The 24,253-nt window shown below is 69.7% G+C and carries 22 protein-coding genes and 1 tRNA gene; 7 read left to right on the top strand and 16 right to left on the bottom strand.

The features are described 5' to 3' along the window. Nucleotides 1-13 precede the first annotated feature (13 nt). Both U5K29_00370 and lepA read right to left on the bottom strand, forming a co-directional pair. Nucleotides 14-964, bottom strand: a complete 951-nt coding sequence (locus U5K29_00370) for an oxidoreductase (GenBank protein MDZ7676990.1) — start codon at nt 962-964, stop codon at nt 14-16. Nucleotides 965-985: 21 nt separating this feature from the next. After that, nucleotides 986-2,770 carry a translation elongation factor 4 gene (gene lepA, locus U5K29_00365; protein ID MDZ7676989.1) on the bottom strand — a complete coding sequence of 595 codons (1,785 nt, stop codon included), beginning with the start codon at nt 2,768-2,770 and terminating at the stop codon, nt 986-988. A 104-nt stretch (nt 2,771-2,874) separates the two neighbouring features. Here lepA and rpsT point away from each other — a divergent pair, with 104 nt between their 5' ends. After that, entirely contained in the window at nt 2,875-3,150 is a 276-nt protein-coding gene (gene rpsT, locus U5K29_00360) for a 30S ribosomal protein S20 (protein ID MDZ7676988.1), read from the top strand. Between the two features lie 83 nt (nt 3,151-3,233). On the opposite strand, the gene holA is transcribed toward rpsT, so the two are convergent. The 8 genes from holA to U5K29_00320 form a co-directional block, all read right to left on the bottom strand. Beyond that, nucleotides 3,234-4,253: a DNA polymerase III subunit delta gene (gene holA / locus U5K29_00355; protein ID MDZ7676987.1), complete on the bottom strand. Its 1,020-nt coding sequence runs from the start codon at nt 4,251-4,253 to the stop codon at nt 3,234-3,236. Continuing rightward, nucleotides 4,250-5,080 carry a dihydropteroate synthase gene (gene folP / locus U5K29_00350; protein MDZ7676986.1) on the bottom strand — a complete coding sequence of 277 codons (831 nt, stop codon included), beginning with the start codon at nt 5,078-5,080 and terminating at the stop codon, nt 4,250-4,252. The genes holA and folP overlap by 4 nt, the downstream gene beginning before the upstream one ends. 109 nt (nt 5,081-5,189) lie before the next feature. Further along, complete coding sequence (locus U5K29_00345) at nt 5,190-5,621, bottom strand: hypothetical protein (GenBank protein ID MDZ7676985.1); 432 nt, start codon at nt 5,619-5,621, stop codon at nt 5,190-5,192. Between the two features lie 40 nt (nt 5,622-5,661). Beyond that, a complete protein-coding gene (locus U5K29_00340; protein MDZ7676984.1) occupies nt 5,662-6,192 on the bottom strand; it encodes a hypothetical protein in 531 nt (176 codons plus the stop codon). A 176-nt stretch (nt 6,193-6,368) separates the two neighbouring features. After that, on the bottom strand, nt 6,369-7,910 hold the full coding sequence (locus U5K29_00335) for a VWA domain-containing protein (protein MDZ7676983.1): 1,542 nt from the start codon (nt 7,908-7,910) through the stop codon (nt 6,369-6,371). Between the two features lie 330 nt (nt 7,911-8,240). Continuing rightward, a complete protein-coding gene (locus U5K29_00330) occupies nt 8,241-10,031 on the bottom strand; it encodes a ComEC/Rec2 family competence protein (protein ID MDZ7676982.1) in 1,791 nt (596 codons plus the stop codon). Then, a complete protein-coding gene (locus tag U5K29_00325) occupies nt 10,031-10,810 on the bottom strand; it encodes a helix-hairpin-helix domain-containing protein (GenBank protein ID MDZ7676981.1) in 780 nt (259 codons plus the stop codon). Before U5K29_00325 ends, U5K29_00330 begins: the two co-directional genes overlap by 1 nt. An 89-nt stretch (nt 10,811-10,899) precedes the next feature. Further along, entirely contained in the window at nt 10,900-11,604 is a 705-nt protein-coding gene (locus tag U5K29_00320; GenBank protein ID MDZ7676980.1) for a tetratricopeptide repeat protein, read from the bottom strand. Nucleotides 11,605-11,642: 38 nt separating this feature from the next. Between U5K29_00320 and U5K29_00315 the strand changes: the two genes are divergently transcribed. From U5K29_00315 to U5K29_00305, 3 genes are read left to right on the top strand one after another with little or no spacing between them, the layout of a single operon-like run. After that, nucleotides 11,643-12,686, top strand: coding sequence for a phosphotransferase family protein (locus U5K29_00315; GenBank protein ID MDZ7676979.1), 1,044 nt, complete (start codon nt 11,643-11,645; stop codon nt 12,684-12,686). Further along, entirely contained in the window at nt 12,683-13,573 is an 891-nt protein-coding gene (locus U5K29_00310; protein MDZ7676978.1) for a PAC2 family protein, read from the top strand. Before U5K29_00315 ends, U5K29_00310 begins: the two co-directional genes overlap by 4 nt. Before the next feature lie 10 nt (nt 13,574-13,583). Further along, entirely contained in the window at nt 13,584-14,591 is a 1,008-nt protein-coding gene (locus tag U5K29_00305) for an LLM class F420-dependent oxidoreductase (GenBank protein MDZ7676977.1), read from the top strand. 12 nt (nt 14,592-14,603) lie between these two features. Here the strand turns inward: U5K29_00305 and U5K29_00300 are convergent, their stop codons facing one another. Genes U5K29_00300 through leuS form a run of 3 tightly spaced genes read right to left on the bottom strand, consistent with a single transcriptional unit; the run spans nt 14,604 to nt 19,357 of the window. Then, nucleotides 14,604-16,259, bottom strand: a complete 1,656-nt coding sequence (locus U5K29_00300; protein ID MDZ7676976.1) for an AMP-binding protein — start codon at nt 16,257-16,259, stop codon at nt 14,604-14,606. A gap of 43 nt (nt 16,260-16,302) precedes the next feature. Continuing rightward, a complete protein-coding gene (locus tag U5K29_00295; GenBank protein ID MDZ7676975.1) occupies nt 16,303-16,875 on the bottom strand; it encodes a hypothetical protein in 573 nt (190 codons plus the stop codon). 16 nt (nt 16,876-16,891) lie between these two features. After that, complete coding sequence (gene leuS / locus U5K29_00290) at nt 16,892-19,357, bottom strand: leucine--tRNA ligase (protein ID MDZ7676974.1); 2,466 nt, start codon at nt 19,355-19,357, stop codon at nt 16,892-16,894. A gap of 101 nt (nt 19,358-19,458) precedes the next feature. Here leuS and U5K29_00285 point away from each other — a divergent pair. Then, a tRNA-Ala gene (locus U5K29_00285) sits at nt 19,459-19,531 on the top strand. 50 nt (nt 19,532-19,581) lie between these two features. On the opposite strand, the gene rsfS is transcribed toward U5K29_00285, so the two are convergent. The 3 genes from rsfS to nadD all read right to left on the bottom strand — a co-directional run bounded on the left by rsfS (nt 19,582) and on the right by nadD (nt 21,742). Then, nucleotides 19,582-19,917, bottom strand: a complete 336-nt coding sequence (gene rsfS / locus U5K29_00280; protein ID MDZ7676973.1) for a ribosome silencing factor — start codon at nt 19,915-19,917, stop codon at nt 19,582-19,584. Between the two features lie 65 nt (nt 19,918-19,982). After that, on the bottom strand, nt 19,983-21,143 hold the full coding sequence (locus U5K29_00275) for an LCP family protein (protein MDZ7676972.1): 1,161 nt from the start codon (nt 21,141-21,143) through the stop codon (nt 19,983-19,985). Further along, on the bottom strand, nt 21,140-21,742 hold the full coding sequence (gene nadD / locus U5K29_00270) for a nicotinate-nucleotide adenylyltransferase (GenBank protein ID MDZ7676971.1): 603 nt from the start codon (nt 21,740-21,742) through the stop codon (nt 21,140-21,142). Before nadD ends, U5K29_00275 begins: the two co-directional genes overlap by 4 nt. A gap of 289 nt (nt 21,743-22,031) precedes the next feature. On the opposite strand from nadD, the gene U5K29_00265 reads away from it, so the two are divergent. Both U5K29_00265 and U5K29_00260 read left to right on the top strand, forming a co-directional pair. After that, nucleotides 22,032-22,862 carry a sigma-70 family RNA polymerase sigma factor gene (locus U5K29_00265; protein ID MDZ7676970.1) on the top strand — a complete coding sequence of 277 codons (831 nt, stop codon included), beginning with the start codon at nt 22,032-22,034 and terminating at the stop codon, nt 22,860-22,862. A 41-nt stretch (nt 22,863-22,903) separates the two neighbouring features. Further along, on the top strand, nt 22,904-24,253 hold the full coding sequence (locus tag U5K29_00260; GenBank protein ID MDZ7676969.1) for a 3-deoxy-7-phosphoheptulonate synthase class II: 1,350 nt from the start codon (nt 22,904-22,906) through the stop codon (nt 24,251-24,253).

Genomic DNA, 24,253 nt, shown 5'->3' with positions numbered 1-24,253 from the left:
CCTGCCCGAGCGCTCAGGGACCTGCCTGACGCACCATCGCCTCCACGTCGAAGGCCACACCGGTCTCGCGCTCGGAGACCGCCCACAGCTCGTCGCCGGCGCGCTCGCTCACCGACCGGCCCACCAGCGGTCGCGCCACGGGGCTGCCGCTGTTGACGAACCGGGGCGCGTAGAGCTCACCGGAACGGGCCCGGGGATCGGTGGCGGCACGGAGCTGGGACAGCGCGCCACGCGCCGGGCTCATGCCAACGAACCGAGCGGTGCCGTGAGCCAGCTTCTGGCTGGCCCCACCGGAGGAGGCAGCGCTGGTGGCCTGCAGGTCGGTGTTGGTCAGCCCGGGATGGGCGACCAGGCTCGCGGCCGTGCCACCGGCGGCGGTGAGCCGACGGTGCAGTCCCACCGCGAAGTGCAGGTTGGCGAGCTTGGATCGGCCATAGGCGAGCCACGGGTCGTACCGCCCGCGGTCGAGGTCGCGGTCGGCGCGCAGCGACCGCCCGAGATGGCGCGCCGTGGAGGTCACCGTGACCACCCGCGAGCCGGTGACCGCCAACAGGGCGGGCAACAACCCGGCGGTGAGGGCGAAGTGGCCCAGATGGTTGGTCCCGAACTGCGATTCGAACCCATCGGCGGTGCGTCCCTCGGGCACGGCCATGATCCCCGCGTTGTTGATCAACAGATCGATCCGGGGGTGGGCCCGAGCGATCGTCGACGCCGCCTCGGTCACCGAGTCGAGCGACCCGAGGTCGAGCCCGACCACTTCGACCGATGCGGCCGGATGGGCCGACACGATCGCCCCGGTGGCCGACTCGGCCTTGTCGAGGTTGCGGGCGGCCATCACCACGTGGGCGCCGGCCGCCGCCAGGGCCCGCGCGGTCTCGAACCCCAGGCCACCGTTGCCGCCGGTGATCACCGCCACCCGGCCCGACTGGTCGGGGATCTCGATCTCGCTCCACTGGTCGAACATGGCAGACCTTCCGTCGAGCCTTCAGTCGTCGAGCTTGAGGGCGGAGATGAACGCCTCCTGGGGGATCTCGACCCGGCCGATGGACTTCATCTTCTTCTTGCCCGCCTTCTGCTTCTGCAACAGCTTGTTCTTGCGGGTGACGTCGCCGCCGTAGAGCTTGGCGGTGACGTCCTTGCGGTAGGCCTTGACCGTCTGGCGGGCGATGATCTTGCCACCGATGGCGGCCTGGATCGGCACGTCGTACTGCTGGCGCGGGATCAGCTCCTTGAGCTTGTCGCACATCTTGCGCCCGTACTCGTAGGCCGAGTCGCGGTGCACGATCATGCTGAAGGCGTCGACCGGTTCGCCCTGCAGGAGGATGTCGACCTTGGACAGGTTGGACCGGCGGTACCCGATCGGCTCGTAGTCGAGACTGGCATAGCCCTGGGTGCGACTCTTGAGCTGGTCGAAGAAGTCCATCACCACCTCGGCGAGGGGGATCTCATAGACCAGCTCGAGCCGTTCGGGTGACAGGTACTCCATGGACTGCATGGCGCCCCGCTTCGACTGGCACAGATCCATCACGGTGCCGGTGTAGGTGGACGGCGTGAGGACCGTGACCTTGAAGTAGGGCTCGTCGACCCCTTCGATCTCGCCCGGACTCGGCATCTCGCTCGGGTTGTCGATCTCGGTGACGCCGCCACCGGTGAGGTGGACCTCGTAGCCGACCGAGGGAGCGGTGGCGATCAGCGACAGGTCGAACTCGCGCTCGAGACGCTCACGCACGATCTCCATGTGCAACAGGCCGAGGAACCCGCAGCGGAACCCGAACCCGAGCGCGCCCGACGTCTCGGGCTGGTAGGTGAAGCTGGAATCGTTGAGACGCAACTTCTCCAGCGCCTCGCGGAGGTCGGAGAAGTCGTCGCCCTCGATGGGGTACAGCCCGCAGAACACCATGGGCTGGGGCTCGCGGTAGCCCTCCAACGGGTCGGGCGCGGGGTTCGCCGCGGTGGTGACCGTCTCGCCCGACCGGGCCTCGCCGACGTCTTTGATGCCGGCGATCAGGTAGCCGACCTCGCCGGGGCCCAGCTCGCGCACCGGGGTGGGGATCGGACGGCGGACACCGACCTCGCTGACCTCGTGGGTGGTGCCCGCCTGCATGAACCGCAGCTTGGTGTCGGTGATCAAACGGCCGTTGACCACCCGGATCGACGAGACCACCCCGCGGTACTGGTCGAAGTGCGAGTCGAAGATGAGCCCCTGCAACGGGGCATCGACGTCGCCGACCGGGGGCGGCACGCGCTCGACCACGGCGTCGAGCAGCTCGGGGACACCGTCGCCGGTCTTGGCGCTGATGCGCAACACGTCCTCGGCGGGGATGCCGAGCACGCGCTCGATCTCCTCGGCGTAGAGGTCGGGATCGGCAGCGGGGAGATCGATCTTGTTGAGGGCGGGGACGATCTCGAGGTCGTGCTCGAGGGCCAGCAGGCAGTTGGCGAGGGTCTGGGCCTCGATCCCCTGGGAGGCGTCGACGAGCAGGATCACGCCCTCGCAGGCGGCCAGCGACCGCGACACCTCGTAGCCGAAATCGACGTGGCCCGGGGTGTCGATCATGTTGATGACGTGGTCCCGGTAGTCGAGGCGGACGCTCTGCAACTTGATGGTGATCCCGCGCTCGCGCTCGAGATCCATCGAATCCAGGTACTGCTCGCGCATCTCGCGAGGGTCGACCGCACCACAGACCTCGAGGATCCGGTCGGCGAGGGTCGACTTGCCGTGATCGATGTGGGCGATGATCGAGAGGTTGCGTATGCGCGACAGATCCATGGGAGCTACTGACGATACCGATCGGGGTGTGACACGCGGTCCAGGGACCGGTATCATCTCACGGTTCCCCAACGACACCGTCAGAACGACCCAGTAGAGGCATCGTGGCCAACATCGCCAGCCAGAAGAAGCGCAACCGCCAGAACGAGAAGCGCCGGGCCCGCAACAAGGCCGTGCGCTCCGAGCTGAAGACCCGCATCAAACACGCCGAGACCGCCGCCGCCAAGGGCGATGACAATGAGGACAGTGAGGCGTTGATGCGCCTCGCCATCAAGCGCATCGACCAGGCCGCCGCCAAGGGCGTGCTGCACCGCAACGCCGCCAACCGTCAGAAGTCTCGCCTCACCAAGCGCCTGGCCCGCATCAGCGCCGACGCCTAGAGCACCTACCGGTCACGTTCGGGGGAACCGGAAGAGACACGACCCCGCCTGAGGCGGGGTCGTGTCGCGCCTGGCCACCTGGCTCAGCGGGCGGCGCTGAGCCGAGCGAGGCGGGCCACCAGCACCTCGAGGATCAGCTCGTCGGGCCACTCGCTCGCACCCTTCAGGTCGAGGTCGGCGTCGGCCACCAGCGTCACCTGCCGGGCGATCCGCTCCGACCCGAGCGCCCGGGAGAGCTTGAGCAGCTTCTCGGCCGGAAACGGTGCCATCCCCGCGATCGCCGCCGCGTCCTCGCGACCTCGGACCTCGGCGCCGTCGAGCTTCAACAGACCCGACACGTGGCGGTGCAGGGTCGCCAGGATCTGCAGGGCGTGACGGTCGCCGCCGATCAGCATCCGGTGCAGCCGATCGAGTGCGGTGGCGATGTCGCCCGCGGCGATGGCGTCGGTCAGCTCCCACGGCGGCACACCTCCGGCCTCGCCGAGGAACGGTTCGAGGTCGTCGACACCGACCTTGGCCCCGGGCCCGAAGGTGCTCTCGAGCACCTCGAGGATCGCCCCCAACCGGTTGACGTCCTCGCCGAGTCGGTCCACCAGATGCTTCTGGGCCCGGTTGTCCAGATTCACCGCAGCCGAAGCCAGGTGCTCTTTGAACCAGGCGTCGCGGCCGCGGGCGTTGGCGGGCACGTCGGTGGCGACGGTGACCGCCCCCGCTCGCTTGAGCGCCTCGGTGAGCGACTTGGGAACCGCCGAACGGCCCGTGAACTTCGGTCCCTTGTCCCACACCAGCACCAGGGCGGTGGTGGGCAACGGATCGTCGAGGTAGGCCACGAGGGGTGCCACGGACTCGGCGGTGGTGAAGCGGGCCAGATGGCGACCGACGACCACGCGCCGATCGGTGAGGAAGGGCGGTGTCTGGGCGGCATCGACCAGTGGCGAGATGTGGGCGCCGTCGCCGGTGAGGTAGCGCTCCTCGTCGAGCTCGTCGACCATGAGCGAGCGGTCGCCGTCGCCGACCAGCTCGGTGACGATGCGCCGCAGCTCGTCGCCGACCAGCACCGGGTCGTCGCCCTTGACGAGATGGACCGACGCCTCGGTGCTCATGCCGCCTCCAGCAGGTCGGCGCACAGGTCGGCGACCCGGCGGGCGGCCCGAACATCGTGGGCCCGCAGAACCCGACAGCCCAACATGATCCCGAGGGTGTGGGCGGCATCGGTGCCGGCGGCGACCTGGGTGACGTCGCGTTCGAGCAGGTGGGCGAGGAAGCGCTTGTTCGACGCCGACAGGAACACGGGGTGGCCGATCGACACCAGGTCGTCGGATCGGCGGAGGAGCTCGAGGGACTGGGCCTCGGTCTTGCCCAGGTCGAGCCCGGCATCGACCATGACCCGCTCGTGCGCGATCCCGGCGTCGACCGCCCACCGGGCGCGGTCGACCAGGAAGGACCGGACGTCGGCCACCAGGTCGTCGTAGACGGGCTCGGGATCGGGCACCCGAGGGGCGAGGCGGATGTGGGTGGCGACGACCGACGCGCCGCCGGCAGCACACACCGGCAGGTAGTCGGGATCGGCGAAGCCGGAGATGTCGTTGCCGACCACCGCCCCCGCCTCGATCGCGTGCTCCACGACCGACGCCCGCCACGTGTCGACCGACAACGCCAGATCGAACCGGGCGTGCAGCGCCTCGACCGCGGGGATGACGCGGTCGAGCTCCTCCTGCTCCCCCACCTCCTCGCCCGGCCCGGCCTTGACGCCGCCGACATCGAGGAAGTCGGCGCCATGGGCGACGAGCTGGTCGGCCTTGGCCAGGAACCCGTCGAAGTCCCAGTAGCTGCCCTGGTCGTAGAACGAATCGGGCGTGCGGTTCAAGATGCCCATCACCACCGCGCGATGGGTGATGTCGAAGCGGTGCTCGCCCAGCCACAGTTCCACGGATGCCGAACCTACACCGGAGGAGAACGGCCGCCGCCCTGGCGTCAGGCTACGAACCTGTCCGGAGCCCGGAGGAGGGCGGAGAGCTTGCACGTCGCGAATTGCTCGGTCATCTCGTCCAGGCGAGGTTGGTCTCGTTGTCGGCGGCCCGGACCCGCACCCACGAGGAACCCTCGGGGGCGGGGTTGACGCCCACCTGGGCGTAGGCGGCCGCGCTCACCGTCACGCCGTCGCGAGACGCGGTGATGGACAGACCGCCAGGGACCTCGACTGGGTCGTCGACGGTGAACCCGGCGGCGTCGAGCGCGTCGCGGGCGTCGTCGGCCACGTCGGCCACGTCACCGTCGGCGACCCCGGTCGTGGCCAGGTAGGAGATGTCCTTCGACACCACCTCCTCGGGGTCGTCGACCTCGGAGAGCTCCAGCGCTTCGAGCGCATCGGCCATCACGGCGTCCACATCCACGTCGGGGGTGTCGGAGCCGCCGCACGCGGTGGCAGCGGCAAGCACGGCCACTGCGGCCGCTCTGAACACCGCGTTCACCATTGTGACCGTGCCCGTCCGCCCCTGGCGACCACGGTCGTCACGGACCGGCGACATCAGCGACGAGTGCGTCGGTCGAACAGTCCAGCGCGTTGCCACGGATCCGGGCGGAGCAGTCGGCGGCGGTCACGAGGAGCAGCCCGCGCGTGTCGAGCGTCGTGTTCACGAGCTCGACGGTACCGGAATGCTCCGAGGCGGTCACGGTCACCGGCGCGTCGGTGCCCGTGGCGAGCACCGTCGATGACACGAGACGGACCGATCCACCCTCGTTCGCGTCATCGTCGGTCTCGGCGACCTGCAACGACCAGCCTTCGGCGACCGTCGCTTCGAGGCGTTCGGCCCGGAACTCGTCGTCGGCGTCGTTCAGCTCGATGAGCACCGCGCGGGAGTCGAAGGTGACCCGCTGGAGACGCACGACGTTGCGGGCGCGGTCTGTGTCCCGGTCATGCAGATTGAGGATTCCGCCGGTCACCGTCACATTGTTCAACGTGACGTCAGCGCCGCTACCGAGATGGACGACGCAGTCCTCGAGGTTCACGGTCGTGTTCGAGTCGCGCAGCTCACCAGTCACCTCAATGACACCGGGTTCGGTGGGATCGCCGTCGTCGCAGGCTTCGGCAACTTCGGGGAGTGTCGTCCGCTCCCCGAGTGTCGCCGCAGTTTCCACTGTCGTGTCGTCACCACAGCCAGCGGTCATGGCGACGCCGACGACCGCGGCGGCTGTTGCCAGCAGTCGACTCGTTCCCTTCACAACGCCTCCAGGATCGCGTCTGCCTGTGCCTCAGTGCCCCTATCATTCGGGTGAGGGTCGAACCGCACTTGGATCTCGGCGACGGTGTCATCACCGTCGAAGCTCACCGGCGGCCAGCCGAAGTCAAAGTCGACATCGATACTTGTCGCCGCACCGAGGGTCTCGCAGTCCGAGCCGAACACATACGAATCTGACGACCCTGCCCCGTGGCCCTCGAAGGCCGGGTACAGGTCGACGACGGTGAACCCAGCCTGACGCGACCGGCGGTCGAGCTCGTCGTTCAGGGCACCGACGACGTGGTCGCCGATGCCGTGCAACAGCGCACAGGACCGGTCCGGCGCGAAACGCACGTTCTTTGTGTCGTTGAACGGATTGAAGTACTTCGTGACGACGATCTCCACGCCGCCATCCGCTGCGTCAGACAATGCATCGAACAAGGCATCGAACTCGTCGTCGAGCTCGTCGACGCGGGCGGCGGCGGCGGCCTCGCACGACTCGTTGTTCACGTTGATATCGACGTCGTAGGTTACGCCGAGGAATTCCTTCTGGTGGATGCTCACGCACCGCGCCAACCAGGTCTCAACGTCACTGAACTCCATGTCGTTCGCGCCGAGGGACACAGTGACGAGTTCCGTCGCTGACGCTGCTGCGGTGAGCTGTGGTGTCCACGGACCCTCCACGTTCTCGCCGGCCTCGTGGGCGGCGACTGCGTCAGCGATCGTGTAACCCCAGATGCCGACCCGGTTCAGGTCGTCGAAGCGGTCATCCGCTTCGGCGACACGTTCGGGGTACGGCTGGGCCGGCGGGTCGTCACCTACGCAGCCGTACGGCGAGATCTCCCGGTCCTCCGAACATGTGGGGACGGAGAACCCAGTGGTAGTGGAATCGCCTACGGCGACGTAGGCGGCCGAGGAACTACCGACTGCGGCACCGATCGCCTCGGCGAGGCCGGCTTCGTCGTCGGCAGGGAAGTACTCCCCACCTGTGACTTCTGCGATACAACGAAGCTCGTCGGCGGCCGAGTCCGGGGCTCGAAATCCGACAGTAACCGCAGCGAAGTCAGCGCCGAGGTCGTCCTTGATGGATGCAGCCGTTGGACATGGGTCACCGCAGGTGGACGCCCCGTCTGAGATGAGCAACACGATCTTGGGGCCGGTGACGTCGCGCAACTCGTCGGCCGCGCCGAGCAGAGCGCCAGGCGTCGGCGTCGTTCCGGACGCGAACAGCGCGTCGGAGGCGGTCCGCATCGCCTCGCGATTACCTGTCCCGATCGGCGTCCGGACCGCGCCCCGCGACGAGCATGCCCCAGCGAAGGACCGCAGGCCTGCGGCCTGGTCACCCGCGAGAGCGTCGATACCGGTCCGTAGCGCGGCTTTCGCTTGGGTGAGCCTCGACCCCGACATCGACCCGGACGTGTCAACAACAAACGCTACGGTTGGCCGGGTAGACGATGCCGTGGGCGGTCCGTTCACCTGCTCACCGGGCGGTCCGTTCACCTGCTCACCGGCCGGTACTGCGTCAGCTGGGATCGCCGGCATCAAGCCAGCAGCCATCCCGGCTAGCAGCCCAACAATCGAACCCAAAGCCGGGACCCACAGCCGGCGCCTCCGCCGCTTGCACCAACTCGCCATCGCCTACCGCCTTTCGATGGCCTCCAATCTCAGCGTCAAGGCGCGCGTGGGTCAAGTGCATCGCTGTGCGAGATTCGGGGGGCCTTGAGCACCGATACTTCACAAGTCCGCTTGAGCTGGCCAGAACCATCCGCGCAAGAGCCTGCCTGCGGGGGATTCTGACGTTGCGACACGTTCAGGCTCCAAACCCAGCAGGCACTTGCAGGCCAAGGTGTATCTCCTGGAGGTCAGGGGGTGTCAAGCCTCCGAGGGGATGACCTCGACGTCGACGGCTCGCTCGCCGACCTCCTCGACACGGATCTCGAGATCGCCGACGGCGATGGTGGAGCCGGCAACCGCCACCGAACCACCCGGCACCCGGTGACCCGGTGGAGCGAGCACCAGGCGGGGCTCGGCCCGGGTCCGGAGGACGGCGACGGTCTCGGCCACGTCGCGACCGCCGTGGCGGGCGACCACCACGTCGACCCGCCCGACACCGGTGCGGCGCAGCGCCTCGAGCACCACGTCGGGCCGGGCCCCGCTGTCGAGCTCGAGGACGGTGGCACCGCCCGAGGCGTACAGGCGGCTGCCGTCGGCCAGCTCGGTGACCGGATCCGGCCCGCCGCGCAGCACGACCGCGGGATGCAGCACCACCGCCAGGATCACCACCACCCCCACCGTGGCCGGCACCCGTCGGGACCAGCGCCGACCGATCCACACCAGGACCGCCCCCAGCGTCGCCAGCACCAGGTGCGGGGTCCGGACCTCGCCGAGGGGAAGGACCGCGCACCGCTCGGCAACACCGCCGATCCATCCCACCAGCACCGAGGTGGGAAGGTGAGCCAGCTCGGCCACCGTCCCACCGAACACCCCGGCCACGATCCCTGCCGGCAGGCCCCACACCACGACCGGGCCGGTCACCGGGGCCGCGAGGACGTTGGCCACCAGCGCGGCCACCGGCATGCCTCCGAAGGTCGGGATGAGCAGCGGGGCCACGGCGAGCTGGGCCGCCACGGTGATCCCGATCGCGTTGGCCAGCGGCCCGGGCCCCGGCAGCGCATCGGCGATGCGGCGACTCCACACCAGGATGCCGGTGGTGGCCGCGACCGACAGCTGGAACGCCAGCTGGGTGGCGATCAGCGGATCGACGAGCAACAAGGCGACGACCGCGAGCGCCAGGATGTCGCGACTGTCGGCCTCGTTGCCGAAGGTGACCGCCATCGCCGCGAACCCGGCCATGGTGGTGGCCCGCAGCACCGACGGTTCGAAGCGGGTGACGAGGGCGAAGAACCCCAGCACGGCCAGGGTGGCCACCAGCCGGCTGCCCAACCGCATGCGGACCAGCAGCGGCCCGGCCAGCGCCAGGACGAAGGCCACGTTCTGTCCCGACACCGCCAGCAGGTGCGTCAGGCCCGAGCCGATGAACGCGTCGGCCACCTCGGGCGACTGGTCCCGCTGGTCGCCCAACAGCAGACCCACATAGAGCGACCGGGTGTCGCGGTCCATGGTCCGCGCGCCCGCGACCAGCGTCCGCCGTAGCCCGTTGGCCGCCCGGCTGGCGGGGTCGCCCGGACGCCACTGGCCCACCTCGGTGACGGTCATGCGGCCCACGACGTGGCGCCGGGCCAACCACGGCGCGTCCGGTGGTGGTGGACCGAGGCGCCCGGCGACCTCGACCTGCTCGCCGGTGAGGCGGTCGGCCAGGTCTGCCGCCGAAGTGCCACGCGCCCATGCCTCGAAGCGTCGGTCGCCGACACGGAGATCCACCCGTAGCGACGGCCCGAAGGACTGAGGGTCGCCGACCACGGTGACCACGCCGTGGAACCGTTCGTGGTCGGCCGGGTCGAGCGCCTGGTGGGTCCGTGCCGCGAGCGCCGAAGTGAGCAACAGCAGCCCGACACCCACCACCGCGGTCCGTCTGGTGTGCCATCCGGCGGCGGCGACCACCGGGCCAACGGCCAACGGGACCGGTACGGCCACGAGCGCGCCCAGCCAGGCCGCCGCCGCCATCCAGGTGAGCGGGGACAGCCCGCACCATCGCCTCGGCATCACACATGGACGAGGTCGCGCAGCGCGGCGAGCTTGGCATCGCCGATGCCACGCACCGACAACAGATCGTCGACCCGTGCGAAGGGGCCGTGACGCTCGCGGTGATCGATGATCGACGCTGCGGTCGCCGGCCCGATGCCCGGCAGGCGCTCGAGCTCGGTTGCGGTCGCCCGGTTCACATCGATCAGGGCCCCGGGGTCGGTGCCGGCACCCTCGGGGTCGGCGCCGGGTGCCTCCCTGCCGGCCAGCACCGTCGGCGGCCGGTCCTCGCCCACCTCGGGCACATACACCCGCGTGCCGTCCGACAGCGGCGCCGCCAGGTTCACCCGGTCGAGGTCGGCGCCCGCCACCGGTCCGCCCGCAGCAGCCAGCAGATCGCCGACCCGCGCGTCGTCCCCCATGGCATAGACGCCGGGATGGCTCACCGCGCCCGCGGCGTGGACCATCACCTGGGCGGGCTCATCGGATGGGTCTGTTCCCGACGCGGCACCGGTCTCGTCGCTGGAGGCGGTCGTGGTCGAGGCCGCGTACGGGATGGACAGCTCCGGCGGCGAGGACCCGCCGGCGGTGACGGCGACGACTGCCACCGCGGCCCCGACGGCGGTGACCACGGTCCCGACGAGGAGGGCGGTCGTCGACGTGCCGAGTCGGTCGGCCAGGTCGTTCAGACGGTCGACGAGGCCCGCGAGGACCGACGACCCGACCGAGCTCGACCGCGGGTCACCCTCCCACAGCGGCTCGTCGGCCTCCTGCGAGGGAAACGGTGTTGGCGGCGACACGGGAACCCTCCCCGTTCGGGGTGCGCACGAGGGGGAAGGTTCGGACCGAGACTACCGCCGCGTACCGGTCGGGGGAAGGGCCTGGTGGCTCAGAAGAGGCGGGCGGTGAGCGCCTTGCGGTAGCTGGCCGTCTTCGGGTGGTCGGGGCCGAGCAGCTCGAGCAGGTCGAGGAACTGCTGGCGAGCCTCGTCGTCACCCTTGACCCGGTCGAGCAGCTCGTCGAGCTGGCGCTCGATGTCGTCGCCCACCGCGCCCTGGGTGCGGGCCAGGGCCGCCACCCGACGGGTCTCGGCGGATTCGGGAATGCGCCCGAGCAGCTCGAGCGCCTCGTCGGTCTCGCCCTTGTCGACCATCAGCTCGGCGAGGGCGACCACCGCAGGAGGATGACCGGGATCGATCTCGAGCGCCGAGCGCAGCGACGCCTCGTCGCCGGCAGCAACGAGGCCCTCGAGCTCGGTCTCCTGCTCGGACGGCACCAGCTTGTCGACGAACTCGCGCACCTTGGCTTCGCCCTGGGCGCCGACGAACCCGTCGACGACGTTGCGGTCCTTCACTGCGAACACGGCGGGGATGCCCTGAACCCGGAACGCGGCCGAGGTCTGGGGGTTCTCGTCCACGTTGACCTTGGCCAGCACCACGTTGCCCCCGGTGTCGGCGACCACGGACTCGAGGATGGGTCCCAGGGTCTTGCACGGACCGCACCAGGGCGCCCACAGGTCGACCACGACCGGGGTGGTCTCCGATCGGTCGATGACCTCGGTCTGGAACGTGGCGTCGGTGACATCGATGCTCATGAGGGTCAGGATAGGGGGCCGCCGATAGTCTCGAACCCGTGACCGACCGCTCCTCCCCCGATCTCGCCGGCATCGACCCCGAACGGGTCACCGCCTGGTTCGAGTCCAACGTCGCGGGCGCCGCGCCACCGCTCGCCTTCTCCCTCATCGCCGGCGGGCACTCCAACCTCACCTACGAGGTCACCGACACCGCCGGCCACCGCTGGGTGCTGCGCCGGCCCCCCACGGGCCAGGTGCTGGCGACCGCCCACGACATGGAGCGCGAACACCGCATCATCTCGGCCCTGGCACCGACCCCGGTGCCGGTCGCCCCCGTCGTCGGCCTGTGCACCGATCCCGACGTGAACGATGCCCCGTTCTACGTGATGGACTTCGTCGACGGCCTGGTCGTGCAGTCCGAGGAGGTCGGTCTCCAGCTCACCCCCGACGTCCGGCGGCGGGCGGCCGAGTCGTTGGTCGACACGCTGGTCGACATCCATGCCGTCGACCTCGACGCGGTCGGCCTCGGCGACCTCGGCCGCCGCGAGGACTACCTCGCCCGCCAGCTCAAGCGATGGTACGGGCAGTGGAACCAGTCCAAGACCCGAGAGCTGCCCGCGGTCGACGAGGTGCACGACCACCTCGCGTCCGACCTGCCGGCCCAGCGCGAGGCCACCATCGTCCACGGCGACTACCGCCTCGACAACTGCCTCATCGGCCCCGACGGCGAGGTCGTGGCCGTACTCGACTGGGAGATCTGCACCCTGGGCGACCCGCTCGCCGACCTCGGCCTGCTGATGGTCTACTGGGCCGATCGCGACGATCCCGACTCGGGGATGCTCTCGCCGGCGACCGCCCTCGACGGCTTCCCCGGTCGAAGCGAGCTGGCCGAACGCTATGCGGAGCGGTCCGGGCGCGACATCGGCGACCTCGACCGCTACACGGCGTTCGGCTACTGGAAGCTGGCCTGCATCGTCGAGGGGGTCTACGCCCGCTACATCGGTGGCTCGATGGGGTCCCGCGACCCCGCCGGGTTCGAGGCGTTCAAGCACCAGGTCGACCACTACGCGGCCACCGCCCACCGACTGCTGGGACTGTCATGACCACCCTGTACGAGTTCCACGAACGCCCCGACCTCGACTCACCGGTACTGATCCTCGCACCCGAAGGTTGGGTCGATGCCGGTGGTGCCGGAGCCCGTGCCGCGGCCGCGATCCTCGAAGGGATCGAGACCACCACCGTGGTGTCCTTCGATGCCGACGTGCTGCTCGACCACCGGTCGCGCCGGCCCACCCTGCACCTTCGCGAGGGTGTGAACACGGGCCTCACCTGGCCGGCGATCGAACTGGTGGCCTTCAGCGACACCACGGGCAACGACATGTTGATGCTGACCGGGGCCGAACCCGACCATCTGTGGCGGGCCTTCACCCGCGCCGTGGTCGACCTGGCGCTCGAGTTCGGCGTGCGCATGGTGGTGGGCCTCGGTGCCTATCCGGCGCCGGTCCCCCACACCCGACCAGCGACGCTGACCACCACCGCCACCGACGCCGCGATCGCCACCCAGGTTGGTTCGATGCGGTCGAACATCGACGTCCCCGCCGGCATCGGCGGCGCGATCGAGGAGCGCTGCGCCGAGGTCGGGCTCCCCGCGGTCGGTCTGTGGGCCCAGGTGCCCCATTACGCGGCCACGATGCCCTACCCCGGGGCCGCCCTGGCACTGGTCGAGACCCTCAACGACGTCGGGGGGCTGTCGGTCCCCACCGGGACCCTCGCCCAGGAGGCCACCGAGACCACCAACCGCCTCGACGAGCTGGTGGCCGACTCGGCCGAACACGTCGCCCTCCTGCGCCAGCTCGAGGAACAGGCGGACCAGGCCGCCAGCGGGCCCGCCGACCGGGAGGAACCCGCCGGACCGCAGGGCCCGTTGCCCTCCGGCGACGAGCTGGCGACCGAGATCGAGCGCTTCCTACGGGACCAGGGCAACCGCTAGGGTCGCCGAGATGAAGGTCGACTCGGGGATCGGGGGGCTCGACGGCGTGGCCGCCGCCGCCCAACAGGCACAGCAGCGCGGCTACGACGGCGTGTGGAGCGCCGAGACCAGCCACGACCCGTTCATGCCGCTGCTGCTCGCGGCCGAACACACCGAACGGATCGAGCTCGGTACCGCCATCGCGGTGGCCTTCGCCCGCAACCCCATGACCCTCGCCACCACCGCCTGGGATCTCCAGGCCTTCTCCGGCGGCCGGTTCACCCTCGGACTGGGTTCGCAGATCAAGCCCCACATCACCCGGCGGTTCTCGATGGAGTGGTCGCACCCCGCGCCTCGGATGCGCGAGATGATCCTGGCCATCCGGGCCATCTGGGACTGCTGGACCAACGACACCAAGCTCGACTTCCGGGGTGACTTCTACTCCCACACCCTGATGACCCCGTTCTTCAACCCGGGTCCCAACCCCCACGGCGACGCCAAGATCTTCATCGCCGGGGTCGGCCCGTTGATGACCAAGGTCGCGGGCGAGGTGTGCGACGGGTTCCTCGTACATCCCTTCACCACCGACGCCTACCTGCGCGACGTCACCGTGCCCGCGCTCGATGACGGCATGGCGATCGGCGGCCGACAGCGGTCCGACTTCGAGGTCAGCCTCACCGCCTTCGTCGTCACCGGCAACAACGAGGACGAGATCGACAAGGCCAAGGCGGCTGCGCGGGGCCAGCTCGCGTTCTACGGCTCCACACCGGCCTACCGACCGGTGCTCGAGCACCACGGCTGGGGCGAGCTGCAGACCGAGCTGAACCGGCTGTCCAAACAGGGTGCGTGGCAGGAGATGGCCGGGCTCATCGACGACGAGATGCTGGCGACCTTCGCCGTGATCGCCGAGCCCGACCAGGTGGCGGCGGGGCTGAAGGAGCGCTTCGGCGGGCTGCTCGACCGGGTCGGGTTCTACCTCGGCCTCGCCGGGTCGGAGGAGACCCAGGCTCAGGTCATCGCCGAGCTGAAGGACGCCTGAGCGCGCCGGCGCTCAACCGACCCGCTCGAGATCGGTCTCCAGGTAGAGGTCACGGCACAGCGACCGCTGCAACTTGCCCGACGAGGTCTTGGGAAGGGTGCTCGGCGGGACGAGCACGATCTCCTTGGCGGGGACCCCGACCACCGAACGGACGTGCTCGTTGATGGTGGCGTGCAACGCCTTGGTGTCGTCGAGCTTGGTCTCGGCCACCACCACGATGGCCTCCCTGCCGTTGCGGCCCTCGACGCCGAAGGCGATGACGTTGCCGGCGCGCACGCCGTCGACCTCGCCCACGGCCCGCTCGATGTCCTCGGGGAACACGTTGCGGCCACCGACGATGATCACGTCCTTGATCCGACCGCACATGACCAGCTCGCCGTCGACGAGGTAGGCGAGATCTCCGGTGCGCAGCCATCCGTCGTGGAACAGGGCCTCGGTGGCGGCGATGTCGTTGTAGTAGCCGTTGCACACCGAGGTGCCCCGGATCTCGAGCTCGCCCACCTCGCGCTCGCGCAGCTCCATGCCCGACCCCGGATCGACGATGCGGATCTCGAGCCCGGGAACGGGCTTGCCCAGCCTGGCCAGGCGACGGGCACCCGGCACCCCCGGCTCGACGGGGGCCGCGTAGCGCTCGGTCTCGAGGACGCGGAGGTCGACGGCGTCGGTGCGCAGACCGGCAAGAGGCGGCGGGAACGTCCCCGCGATGGCGATCTCGGCCATGCCGAACGCAGGGAAGACCGCGCCTGGCCGCATGTGGTGCTGGGTGGCTGCCTCGACGAACGACTCGACGGTGTCGGGGTCGACCGGCTCGGCACCGTTGAGGGCGATCCGCAGCGAGGACAGGTCGAGCCCCGAGGCGCGCCGCAGCGCGCGGGTGGCGAGAACCCACGCGAAGTTGGGACCGGCCGTTGCAGTGCCGCCGTAGTCGGAGATCCACTGCATCCACCGCAGCGGCGAGGCCATGAAGTCCTGCGGCGCGCCGAGAACCAGCTCGGTGCCGGTGGTCATGGGAAGGGTGAGCAGACCCACAAGACCCATGTCGTGGTAGAGGGGCAACCACGACACCAACACGTCGGACGCGGGGTCGAGCTCGGCTGCCGATGAGATGGCGTCGAGGTTGCTGGCCACCGCCCGGTGCGGCAGCGCGACCCCCTTGGGGTCGGAGGTCGAGCCGCTGGTGAACTGGAGGACGGCCAGGCGGTCGGGGTCGTCGGCGGGTCGCTCGAAGGTCGACGCGGTGGCCCGACCCGCTTCGGGGCGCAGCTCGTCGAAGCGGACCATGGGTGGGTCGCCGGGCTGCGGCTCGACGAAGGGAGCCAGCTCGGGATCGATGGCGAACAACGACACGTCGGCGCGGTGCAGGCGGCGTCGGGTGGCCCCGATGAACTCGTCCAACGACCCCATCCGCATGGGGATGGGCATCACGACGATCGTCGCTCCGGCCAGCCACACCGCGGCGATGGCGGTCACCAGGTCGCGGCTGGTCGGCCCGAGGAGCGCGACGTGATCGCCGGGCTCGACTCCTCGCGCCTGCATGACCGCCGCCATGCCCCTCGCCTCGTCGACGAGGCGGTCCCACTCGACCCGGTCGGGTTCGTTCCCGCTCATGAAGGTGACGGCGCCGCCACGCCCCGCTGACTGCTCGATCCGCGACGCAAGACTGATCATGCCGGTTCGACCTCCACGGTGACAGGCAGGTTACCGCCGGCGGTCACCGGCACAGGCCGGTGGAGAACTCCTGGTGCCCACGGCCGGGCTGGCATCGACTGGCCCACGACGCCGACTCGAGCACCAGATCGCCCGCCTCTCCGCCGATGAAGATCAGCTCGAAGCGCACGGCGGCGACCGAGTCGTCCTGGAGGGGACCGAGCTCGACGGCCACGATCGTTCGACCTCCGTCGGCGGGTCGGGACGAAACATCGGGTTCGACCTCGCCGTAGGCCTCGCCGAGCAGTTCGAGCGCGGCGTCGACGGGCCCTCCGCCGGTCGGGGGGCCGTGGTCGGCGAGGAAGTCCGCGTACTCGGAGACGTCGACCTCGCCGGACTCGGGGTCGACGTCGTAGCCACCCTCGTAGTCGGGTCGGGCATCGACCGGGTCCTCTCCCTCGTCGCCCTCGTCGGCCGGATCATCGTCGGGCGGTGGCGTCGTGGTCGAGGTCGTCGTGGAGGAGACGGTGGCCGACGTCGAGGTCGGGTCGTCAGCGGTGATCGTGGTGGAATCGTCGCCGCAGGCGGCCGCAGCCAGCGCGAGGACCCCGAGCAGGGCGAGCAGGCGCCACATCATGGTGGATCTCCCTCGTTCAGATGACGATGTTCACCAGCTTGGGTGGCCGGCAGATGGTTCGCTTCGGTTCCGCCCCACCCAGTTGTGCGCTCACCTTGTCGCGGGCGAGCGCCACTGCGACGGCGCCGGCTTCGTCGATGGAGGCGTCGACGTCGACCTTGTCGCGCACCTTCCCGTTGATCTGGATGACCATGGTAACGGTCTCGACCGCCGCCTTCGCCTCGTCGGCGGTGGGCCAGGGCTGGGCGTGGACGTCCTCGCCGCGGCGACGCTCGTACAGCTCGGCGGCGATGTGTGGCGTCATCGGCGCCATCAGCATCAGCAGGGTGTCGAGGGCCTCGTCGAGGGTCTCGCGACGGGGGCCGGGCTCGGACTGGGCGTAGCGGTAGAGCTCGTTGAGGAACTCCATGCAGCCGGCGACCGCTGTGTTGTAGGACCAGCGCTCGAAGTCGTCGGTGATCCGACCGATGAGGCGGTGCGTCGCCGACTCGATCGTCCGGTCGTCGGCGGTGGGATCGCGCTCGACGACGTCGGCGACCTGACCGGTGGCCAGGCGCCACAGGCGGGCCAGGAACCGTGAGCATCCTTCGATGCCGAAGGCCTCCCAGTCGACGTCGTCGGCGGGTGGGCTGACGAAGAGGTGGGCCAGGCGCAGCGCGTCGGCACCCTCGTTGTCGAGGATCTCCTCGGGGGCGACGAGGTTGCCCTTGGACTTGGACATCTTGGCGCCGTCCATGCGGATCATGCCCTGGGTGAAGAGCCGCTTGAACGGCTCGCGCAGCTCCTTCGGGGCGACACCCAGATCGGCCAGAGCCTTGGTGAAGAACCGCGCGTACATGAGGTGCAAGATGGCGTGCTCGACCCCGCCGATGTACTGGTCGACCGGCAGCCAGTGCTCGACCGCCGCAGCGTCGAAGGGACGGTCCTCGTTCCACGGGTCGGCGAAGCGCAGGAAGTACCAGGACGAGTCGACGAAGGTGTCCATGGTGTCGGTCTCGCGCGTGGCGTGGCCTCCGCAGCTCGGGCACGCGACCGACTGGAACCCCTCGTGGAGTTTGAGGGGAGACTCGCCGGTGGGCAGGAACTCGACGTCGTCGGGGGCCAGCACCGGCAGGTCGTCGTCGGGGACGGGCACGATGCCACACGATGGGCAGTGGACGACGGGGATCGGACAGCCCCAGAAGCGCTGGCGCGACAACAGCCAGTCGCGGAGGCGGAAGTTGACCGTGCCTTCGCCGATGCCCTGGTCCTCGAGCCACGCGGTGGCGGCGGCGATGGCCTCGTCCTTGCCCATGCCGTCGAGCCAGCGGCTGTTGATGCGGGGACCGTCGCCGGTGTAGGCCTTGCCCTCCCACCCCTCGGGCGGTTGGACGGTGCGGACGATGGGCAGGCCGTGGGCGGTGGCGAAGTCCCAGTCGCGCTGGTCCTCGGCGGGCACGGCCATGATGGCGCCGGTGCCGTAGCTCATGAGGACGTAGTCGGCGATGTACAGGGGCACCGGCTCGCCGGTGAAGGGGTTGTGGACGTAGGAGCCGGTGAACACGCCCCGCTTGTCGATGGGGCCCTCGGTGCCGAGGCGCTCGATGTCGGTCCGGGTGCGGACCTCGGCCGCGAACGCGTCGACCTCGGCCCGGCGGTCGTCGGTGGTGACCTGGGTGACGAGCGGGTGCTCGGGCGACAGCACCGCGAAGGTCATGCCGAAGCTGGTGTCGGGACGGGTGGTGTAGACCCGGAACGACAGGCCGTCGGCATGTGGCGTTCCGCCGGCGTCGACCACGTCAAGGGTGAACTCGGCACCCTCGGACCGCCCGATCCAGTTGCGCTGCATCGTCTTGACCCGCTCGGGCCAGTCGAGGGCGTCGAGGTCGTCGAGGAGCTGCTGGGCGTAGTCGGTGATCTTGAAGAACCACTGTTCGAGGTTGCGCTTGTCGACGGGGTCGCCGGAGCGTTCGCAGGTGCCGTCGGGCAGGACCTGCTCGTTGGCCAGCACGGTCTGGCAGCCCGGGCACCAGTTGACCGGGGCCTCGGCCCGGTACGCCAGGCCCGCCTCGAGGAAGCGTAGGAAGATCCACTGGGTGTACTTGATGTAGCCGGGATCGTGGCTCTTGACGGTGCGCCGCCAGTCGTAGACCGCCCCGATGCGACGCAGCGACGACGACAGCTCGTCGATGCGGGCGTCGGTGAAGGTGCGGGGGTGCTCGCCGGTGCGGATGGCCGCGTTCTCCGCCGGCAGGCCGAACGAGTCGAACCCGATCGGTGACAGCACGGCGTGACCCTGCATGGTGCGGAAGCGGACGATGAGGTCGCCGAAGGTGTAGTTGCGGACATGGCCCATGTGGGCCGGGCCACTGGGGTAGGGATACATCGACAGCACGTAGAAGCGGGGCCGCGGATCGTCGTTGTCGACCTCGTAGGCGCCCGAGTCGAGCCAGCGTTGCTGCCACTTGGTCTCGATGATCCCGGGTCGGTAGCTGTCGGTCATGGGCCGCATGGTAGTGACCGGTCGGTGTGGGCCCCGAACCCGTTGGGACATCGTGGCTTGTCAGCACCCGATCGCACCGCGATAGAGTGGCCCTTCCACTCGGGGCTATAGCTCAGTTGGTAGAGCGCTTCCATGGCATGGAAGAGGTCAAGGGTTCGATTCCCTTTAGCTCCACTCTCCGGGTGTGCGACCAGCTCGCGCCCGTTTCGGCGTCCCGGCCGTTGTCAGGCGTCGGCGGGGGCCCAGGCCAGGCGGGGCACGTCGGACCATAGGCGTTCGAGTTCGTAGAACTCGCGGGTCTCGTCGCTGAAGACGTGGACCACGAAGTCGCCGTAGTCGATCAGCACCCACTCGAGGCCGTCGAGCCCCTCGACCCGGCGCGGCTTGGGGCCACCAGCCTGGACCACGGCGAGCTCGACCTCGTCGACGATGGCCTTGACCAACCTCGAGTTGCCGGCGCTGGAGATGACGAACGCCTCGGTGATGGCGAAGATCTCGCCGACGTCGAGCACCACCGTGTCGATGCCTCCCTTCTGATCGGCCGCTCTGGCCGCGAGCAGTGCCCACTCGGCGGTGTCGGGGAGGGAGGTGGTGTGCGCGTCGATGTCGTGTCCTTCCGGGGCCTTCAGCCCGTGTAGTCCTCGCCGAGCACGATCACGAGCTCGGCGTTGTCGTCGATGTGGTCGACCTCCACCACGTTACCCACCCCGAGCGTCTCGACCACCGATCGCGCGAACGCGTCGAGCTCGGGATCGTCGTAGCGGATCTCGGTCTCGGCCACGCCGAACTCGTCGGTGTTGCCGATCAGGACCACCTGACCGCCGGCGACGGCCACCTCACGCACCACGACCGGGAGCAGCTCGGGTCGGGCCGATCCGTCGAGGACCCGCACGAGGGGCCGGTCCCCCGGTCGGGCGCCGGCGGGGAACGGCACGAGCTCGGGGATGAGCTCGGCGATGGCGTCGTCGTCGGGGTGGACCAGCAACGGCTCTCCGGCCTCGGGGACGACACCCTCGGTGGTCACCGGCAGCGTCTCGACCCGATGGGGTCCGGCTGCGACCGTCGGGGCGAAGCGGGCCAGTCCCCGGTCCTGCTCACCGGCGAAGCGTGGCGCGTCGGGCTGGTCTGCGAGCGCCTGTAACCAGGCGTTCCACACCAGCTCCTGGCGCAGCACGCGGTTGAGCGGGCTTTCACCGGGCGCCAACACCGACAGGTACGGCCCGACCTCCTCAGGGGCCAGGGTCACCTCACCGGCCTCGAAGGTCAGCGCGCCGTCCGCAGTGCTCAGCGCGTCGGGGTTGGTGATGGTGAGGCCCCCGAGCGGTTCCACCGCGTCGGCCCAGGTGTCGTGGTCGATCTCGGTCACCTCGTCGATGCCGATCCCCAGGACCCACTCCATGAGCGACCAGGTGGACTCCGTGCCGTTGATGTTCTGGATGTACTCGAGGGTGAGATCGCCCAGATCGGGCACCGACGCGACCGTGGAGGGCGCCATGAGCAGGACCGAACCGCCGGCATCGTCGTCGTCCTCCCCGGCGAGGGACAGCATCGCCGTGCCCACCAGCGAACCGTCGGGGTCGAGGTGCAGGACCGCCAGCGTCGGCGAGGGCGACACGAGTGCCTGGTAGCCGGGGAGGGTCGGATCGAGCACCGGGTCGATGATCTCGCCGTCGCGACTGTCGAGCAGGGCCTGGACCCCCACGATCGACAGCACGGGGATCGCGATCACCGCGATCGCGAAGGACACGCCATAGACCACCAGGTGGGCGCGGCGCCGCCGGGTCACCGGGGGGCTCCGTAGAGGCCGCGACTGCGGATGCAGTCGATGACCGCCGGCGTGAGCAGGTAGTCGAGTGGCCGCCCGTCGGCCACGCGGGAACGGACCTCGGTGCTGGAGACATCGAGCAGGGGCACCGACACCACCTCGTACCCGAAGCCCTCCGGCGGCCGCCCGCCCTCGGTGCCGGGCCGCTCGACCAGCACGACCCTTGCCAGCTTCCTCACCGTGTCGACACCCTCCCAGGTGGGCAACCCGACTGCGGCATCGCTGCCGAGGATGAGGAACAGATCGCGGGTCGGATCCTCGTCGTGGAGCTCCTGTAGGGTGTCGGCAGTGTAGGAGGGGCCACCTCGACGAATCTCGAGGTCGCTCACGTCCAACCCGTCGGCACCGTCGACCGCGGCGGCCACCATGGCCAGGCGATCAGCGGCCGGGGTGAGGTCGCGCGACCCCGACTTCTGCCATGGTTCGTTGGCCACGACCAGCAGCACCCGGTCGAGACGGGCCTCGTGGCGGGCGTTGACCGCCGCCACGAGGTGACCGACGTGCGGCGGATCGAAGGTCCCCCCGAACAGCCCGAGTCGTTCTGGTCTCCTCGCTCCCACTGCGGCGAGTGTACGGCCCGGCCCGAACCGACGTGACGCAGGACCGCCCTCGGGTGTAGACCGGACGGTCAGGAGTTCCGCTCCACCCTCATCTGACCGGCGTTATCGCCGACTGGTGGAGAACGACAACCTGTGCACGTGATTCGTGACCAAGTTCACGCGTCTGAGCGGAAGGCCTCGCGGGTAAGGGGCGTTGTACCCATCAGACCCCAGTCACCCCCCTATTCTTTCTCTCCCCCCACCCCACCCGGGAATGACGTCGCTGTCATTCTTGTTGGAGCTATGTGCCATGAGTGATTCAGTCGGTCAGTACCTCAACGAGATCGGAGCCGTCTCCCTCCTCACCGCCGAGGAGGAGCGCGAGCTCGCCCAGACCATCGAGCGCGGCGCCGAAGCCCAGGCTCGACTCGACGCCGGCGAGACCGGGCGCGAGCTCAAGCGGGCCGTGCGGGCCGCAGCCGCGGCCAAGGACCGGTTCATCCGGGCCAACCTTCGCCTGGTGGTCAGCGTCGCCCGGCGCTATCCCCTGCCTCCCAGCATGGAGCTGCTCGACCTCATCCAGGAGGGCAACCTCGGCCTCGAGCACGCCGTCGACAAGTTCGATTGGCGCAAGGGCTTCAAGTTCTCCACCTATGCCACCTTCTGGATCCGCCAGGCCATTGGCCGGGCCCTCGACCAGAAGGCCAGCCTGGTCCGCCTGCCCGGCGACCGCTCGGCCAGCCTCCGCGCCGCACTGCGCCAGGTGTCGGGCGATGGCGACGAGCTCGACGACGAGCACGCCCGCCTGCACCGGCTCACCACCCCCACCTCGATCGATCGCACCATCGGCGACGACGACAGCAACGAGCTGGTCGATCTGCTCTCCGATGGTGGACCCACCCCCGAACAGGAGATGGTGGCCCGGGCAGACGAAGCTGCGGTCACCGGACTGCTCGACGTGCTCGACGACCGTGCCCGCAGGGCGGTCGAACAGCGCTTCGGTCTCGATGACGGTCGCAAGAAGAGCTACCGCGAGGTCGGCGAAGAGCTCGGCGTGACCGCAGAGGCCGCCCGCCGGCTGGTCAAGCGGGCTGTCTCGGTGGTGCGGGAGCAGGCCGGCGCCAAGATCGACGCCGCGTAACCAGGTTGCATCAGCGGACACCCGCGGGTGACGCTGGTGAGGTGAACCAGCACATGTGGACCCCGTCGTCGTGGCAGTCACTTCCCGCCCTGCAGCAGCCCGAGTGGCCTGATCCGGCCGACCTCGAGCGGGTGCTCAAGACGATCGCGACCCTGCCGCCGCTCGTGTTCGCGGGCGAGGCCCGCAACCTCACCGAGCAGCTCGGTCGCGCCGCCCGCGGCGAGGCGTTCCTGCTCCAGGCGGGCGACTGTGCCGAGTCGTTCGACGAGTTCTCCGCCGACGCGATCCGCGACAAGCTCAAGATCATCCTGCAGATGGCGGTCGTGCTGACCTACTCGTCCGGGGTCCCGGCCATCAAGGTGGGCCGTATCGCCGGTCAGTTCGCCAAGCCTCGTTCCTCCCCCACCGAGACCGTCGACGGCGTCGAGCTGCCCTCGTTCCGTGGCCATCTGGTCAACGATCCCGGATTCACCGAGGCGTCGCGGCTGCCCGACCCCGAACGGCTCCTGGCCGCGTACCACCAGTCGGCGGCCACCTTGAACCTCCTCCGAGCCTTCACCCAAGGGGGCTTCGCCGACCTCACCCGGGTGCACCAGTGGAACCGCGAGTTCGTCGCCAGCTCGCCGGCCGGCCAGCGCTACGAAGAGGTCGCGGCCGAGATCGACCGGGCCTTGCGGTTCATGGCCGCCTGCGGCGTCGACACCGAGACCGACCCGCAGCTCCACCAGGCCGACCTGTGGACCAGCCACGAGGCGCTGGTGCTGGGCTACGAGGAGGCGCTCACCCGCCAGGACTCGCTCACCGGCGACTGGTACGACTGCTCGGCCCACATGCTCTGGATCGGCGAACGCACCCGTCAGCTCGACGGCGCCCACATGGAGTTCCTCGCCGGGGTCGGCAACCCGATCGGGTGCAAGCTCGGCCCCAAGGTCACTCCCGACGAGGCGCTGGCCATCTGCGAACGTCTCAACCCGAGCCGCATCCCGGGACGCTTGACCCTGATCAGCCGCATGGGCGCCGACCAGGTCACCGACACGCTTCGGCCCATCCTCCGCGCGGTCACCGACGCCGGTCATCCGGTCGTGTGGGCCTGTGACCCCATGCACGGCAACACCTTCACCAGCGAGTCCGGGCACAAGACCCGCCACCTCGAGGACGTCCTGGTCGAGATCAGCGGCTTCTTCGATGCCCACCGGGCGGAGAACACCTGGCCCGGAGGCGTGCACATCGAGCTCACCGGTGGCGATGTCACCGAGTGCCTCGGCGGCTCCAGCGAAGTGCTCTCCGATCACCTCGACACGCGGTACGAGACGGTGTGCGATCCCCGGCTCAACGGCCGTCAGTCCCTCGACCTCGCCTTCCGGTTGGCCGAACTGCTCCGCAAGATGTGA

The organism is Acidimicrobiales bacterium, from assembly GCA_034521975.1.
Classification (GTDB): Bacteria; Actinomycetota; Acidimicrobiia; order Acidimicrobiales; family SKKL01; genus SKKL01.
This window is presented reverse-complemented; position numbering and strand designations above follow the sequence as displayed.

Coding starts and splice junctions, on each gene's coding strand:
- U5K29_00305 (MDZ7676977.1), top strand. CDS start 13,584: ATGAAGGTCGACTCGGGGATCGGGGGGCTCGACGGCGTGGCCGCCGCC.
- U5K29_00300 (MDZ7676976.1), bottom strand. CDS start 16,259: ATGATCAGTCTTGCGTCGCGGATCGAGCAGTCAGCGGGGCGTGGCGGC.
- U5K29_00310 (MDZ7676978.1), top strand. CDS start 12,683: ATGACCACCCTGTACGAGTTCCACGAACGCCCCGACCTCGACTCACCG.
- U5K29_00370 (MDZ7676990.1), bottom strand. CDS start 964: ATGTTCGACCAGTGGAGCGAGATCGAGATCCCCGACCAGTCGGGCCGG.
- U5K29_00295 (MDZ7676975.1), bottom strand. CDS start 16,875: ATGATGTGGCGCCTGCTCGCCCTGCTCGGGGTCCTCGCGCTGGCTGCG.
- U5K29_00320 (MDZ7676980.1), bottom strand. CDS start 11,604: ATGAGCATCGATGTCACCGACGCCACGTTCCAGACCGAGGTCATCGAC.
- leuS (MDZ7676974.1), bottom strand. CDS start 19,357: ATGACCGACAGCTACCGACCCGGGATCATCGAGACCAAGTGGCAGCAA.
- U5K29_00335 (MDZ7676983.1), bottom strand. CDS start 7,910: ATGCCGGCGATCCCAGCTGACGCAGTACCGGCCGGTGAGCAGGTGAAC.
- U5K29_00330 (MDZ7676982.1), bottom strand. CDS start 10,031: ATGCCGAGGCGATGGTGCGGGCTGTCCCCGCTCACCTGGATGGCGGCG.
- holA (MDZ7676987.1), bottom strand. CDS start 4,253: ATGAGCACCGAGGCGTCGGTCCATCTCGTCAAGGGCGACGACCCGGTG.
- U5K29_00265 (MDZ7676970.1), top strand. CDS start 22,032: ATGAGTGATTCAGTCGGTCAGTACCTCAACGAGATCGGAGCCGTCTCC.
- lepA (MDZ7676989.1), bottom strand. CDS start 2,770: ATGGATCTGTCGCGCATACGCAACCTCTCGATCATCGCCCACATCGAT.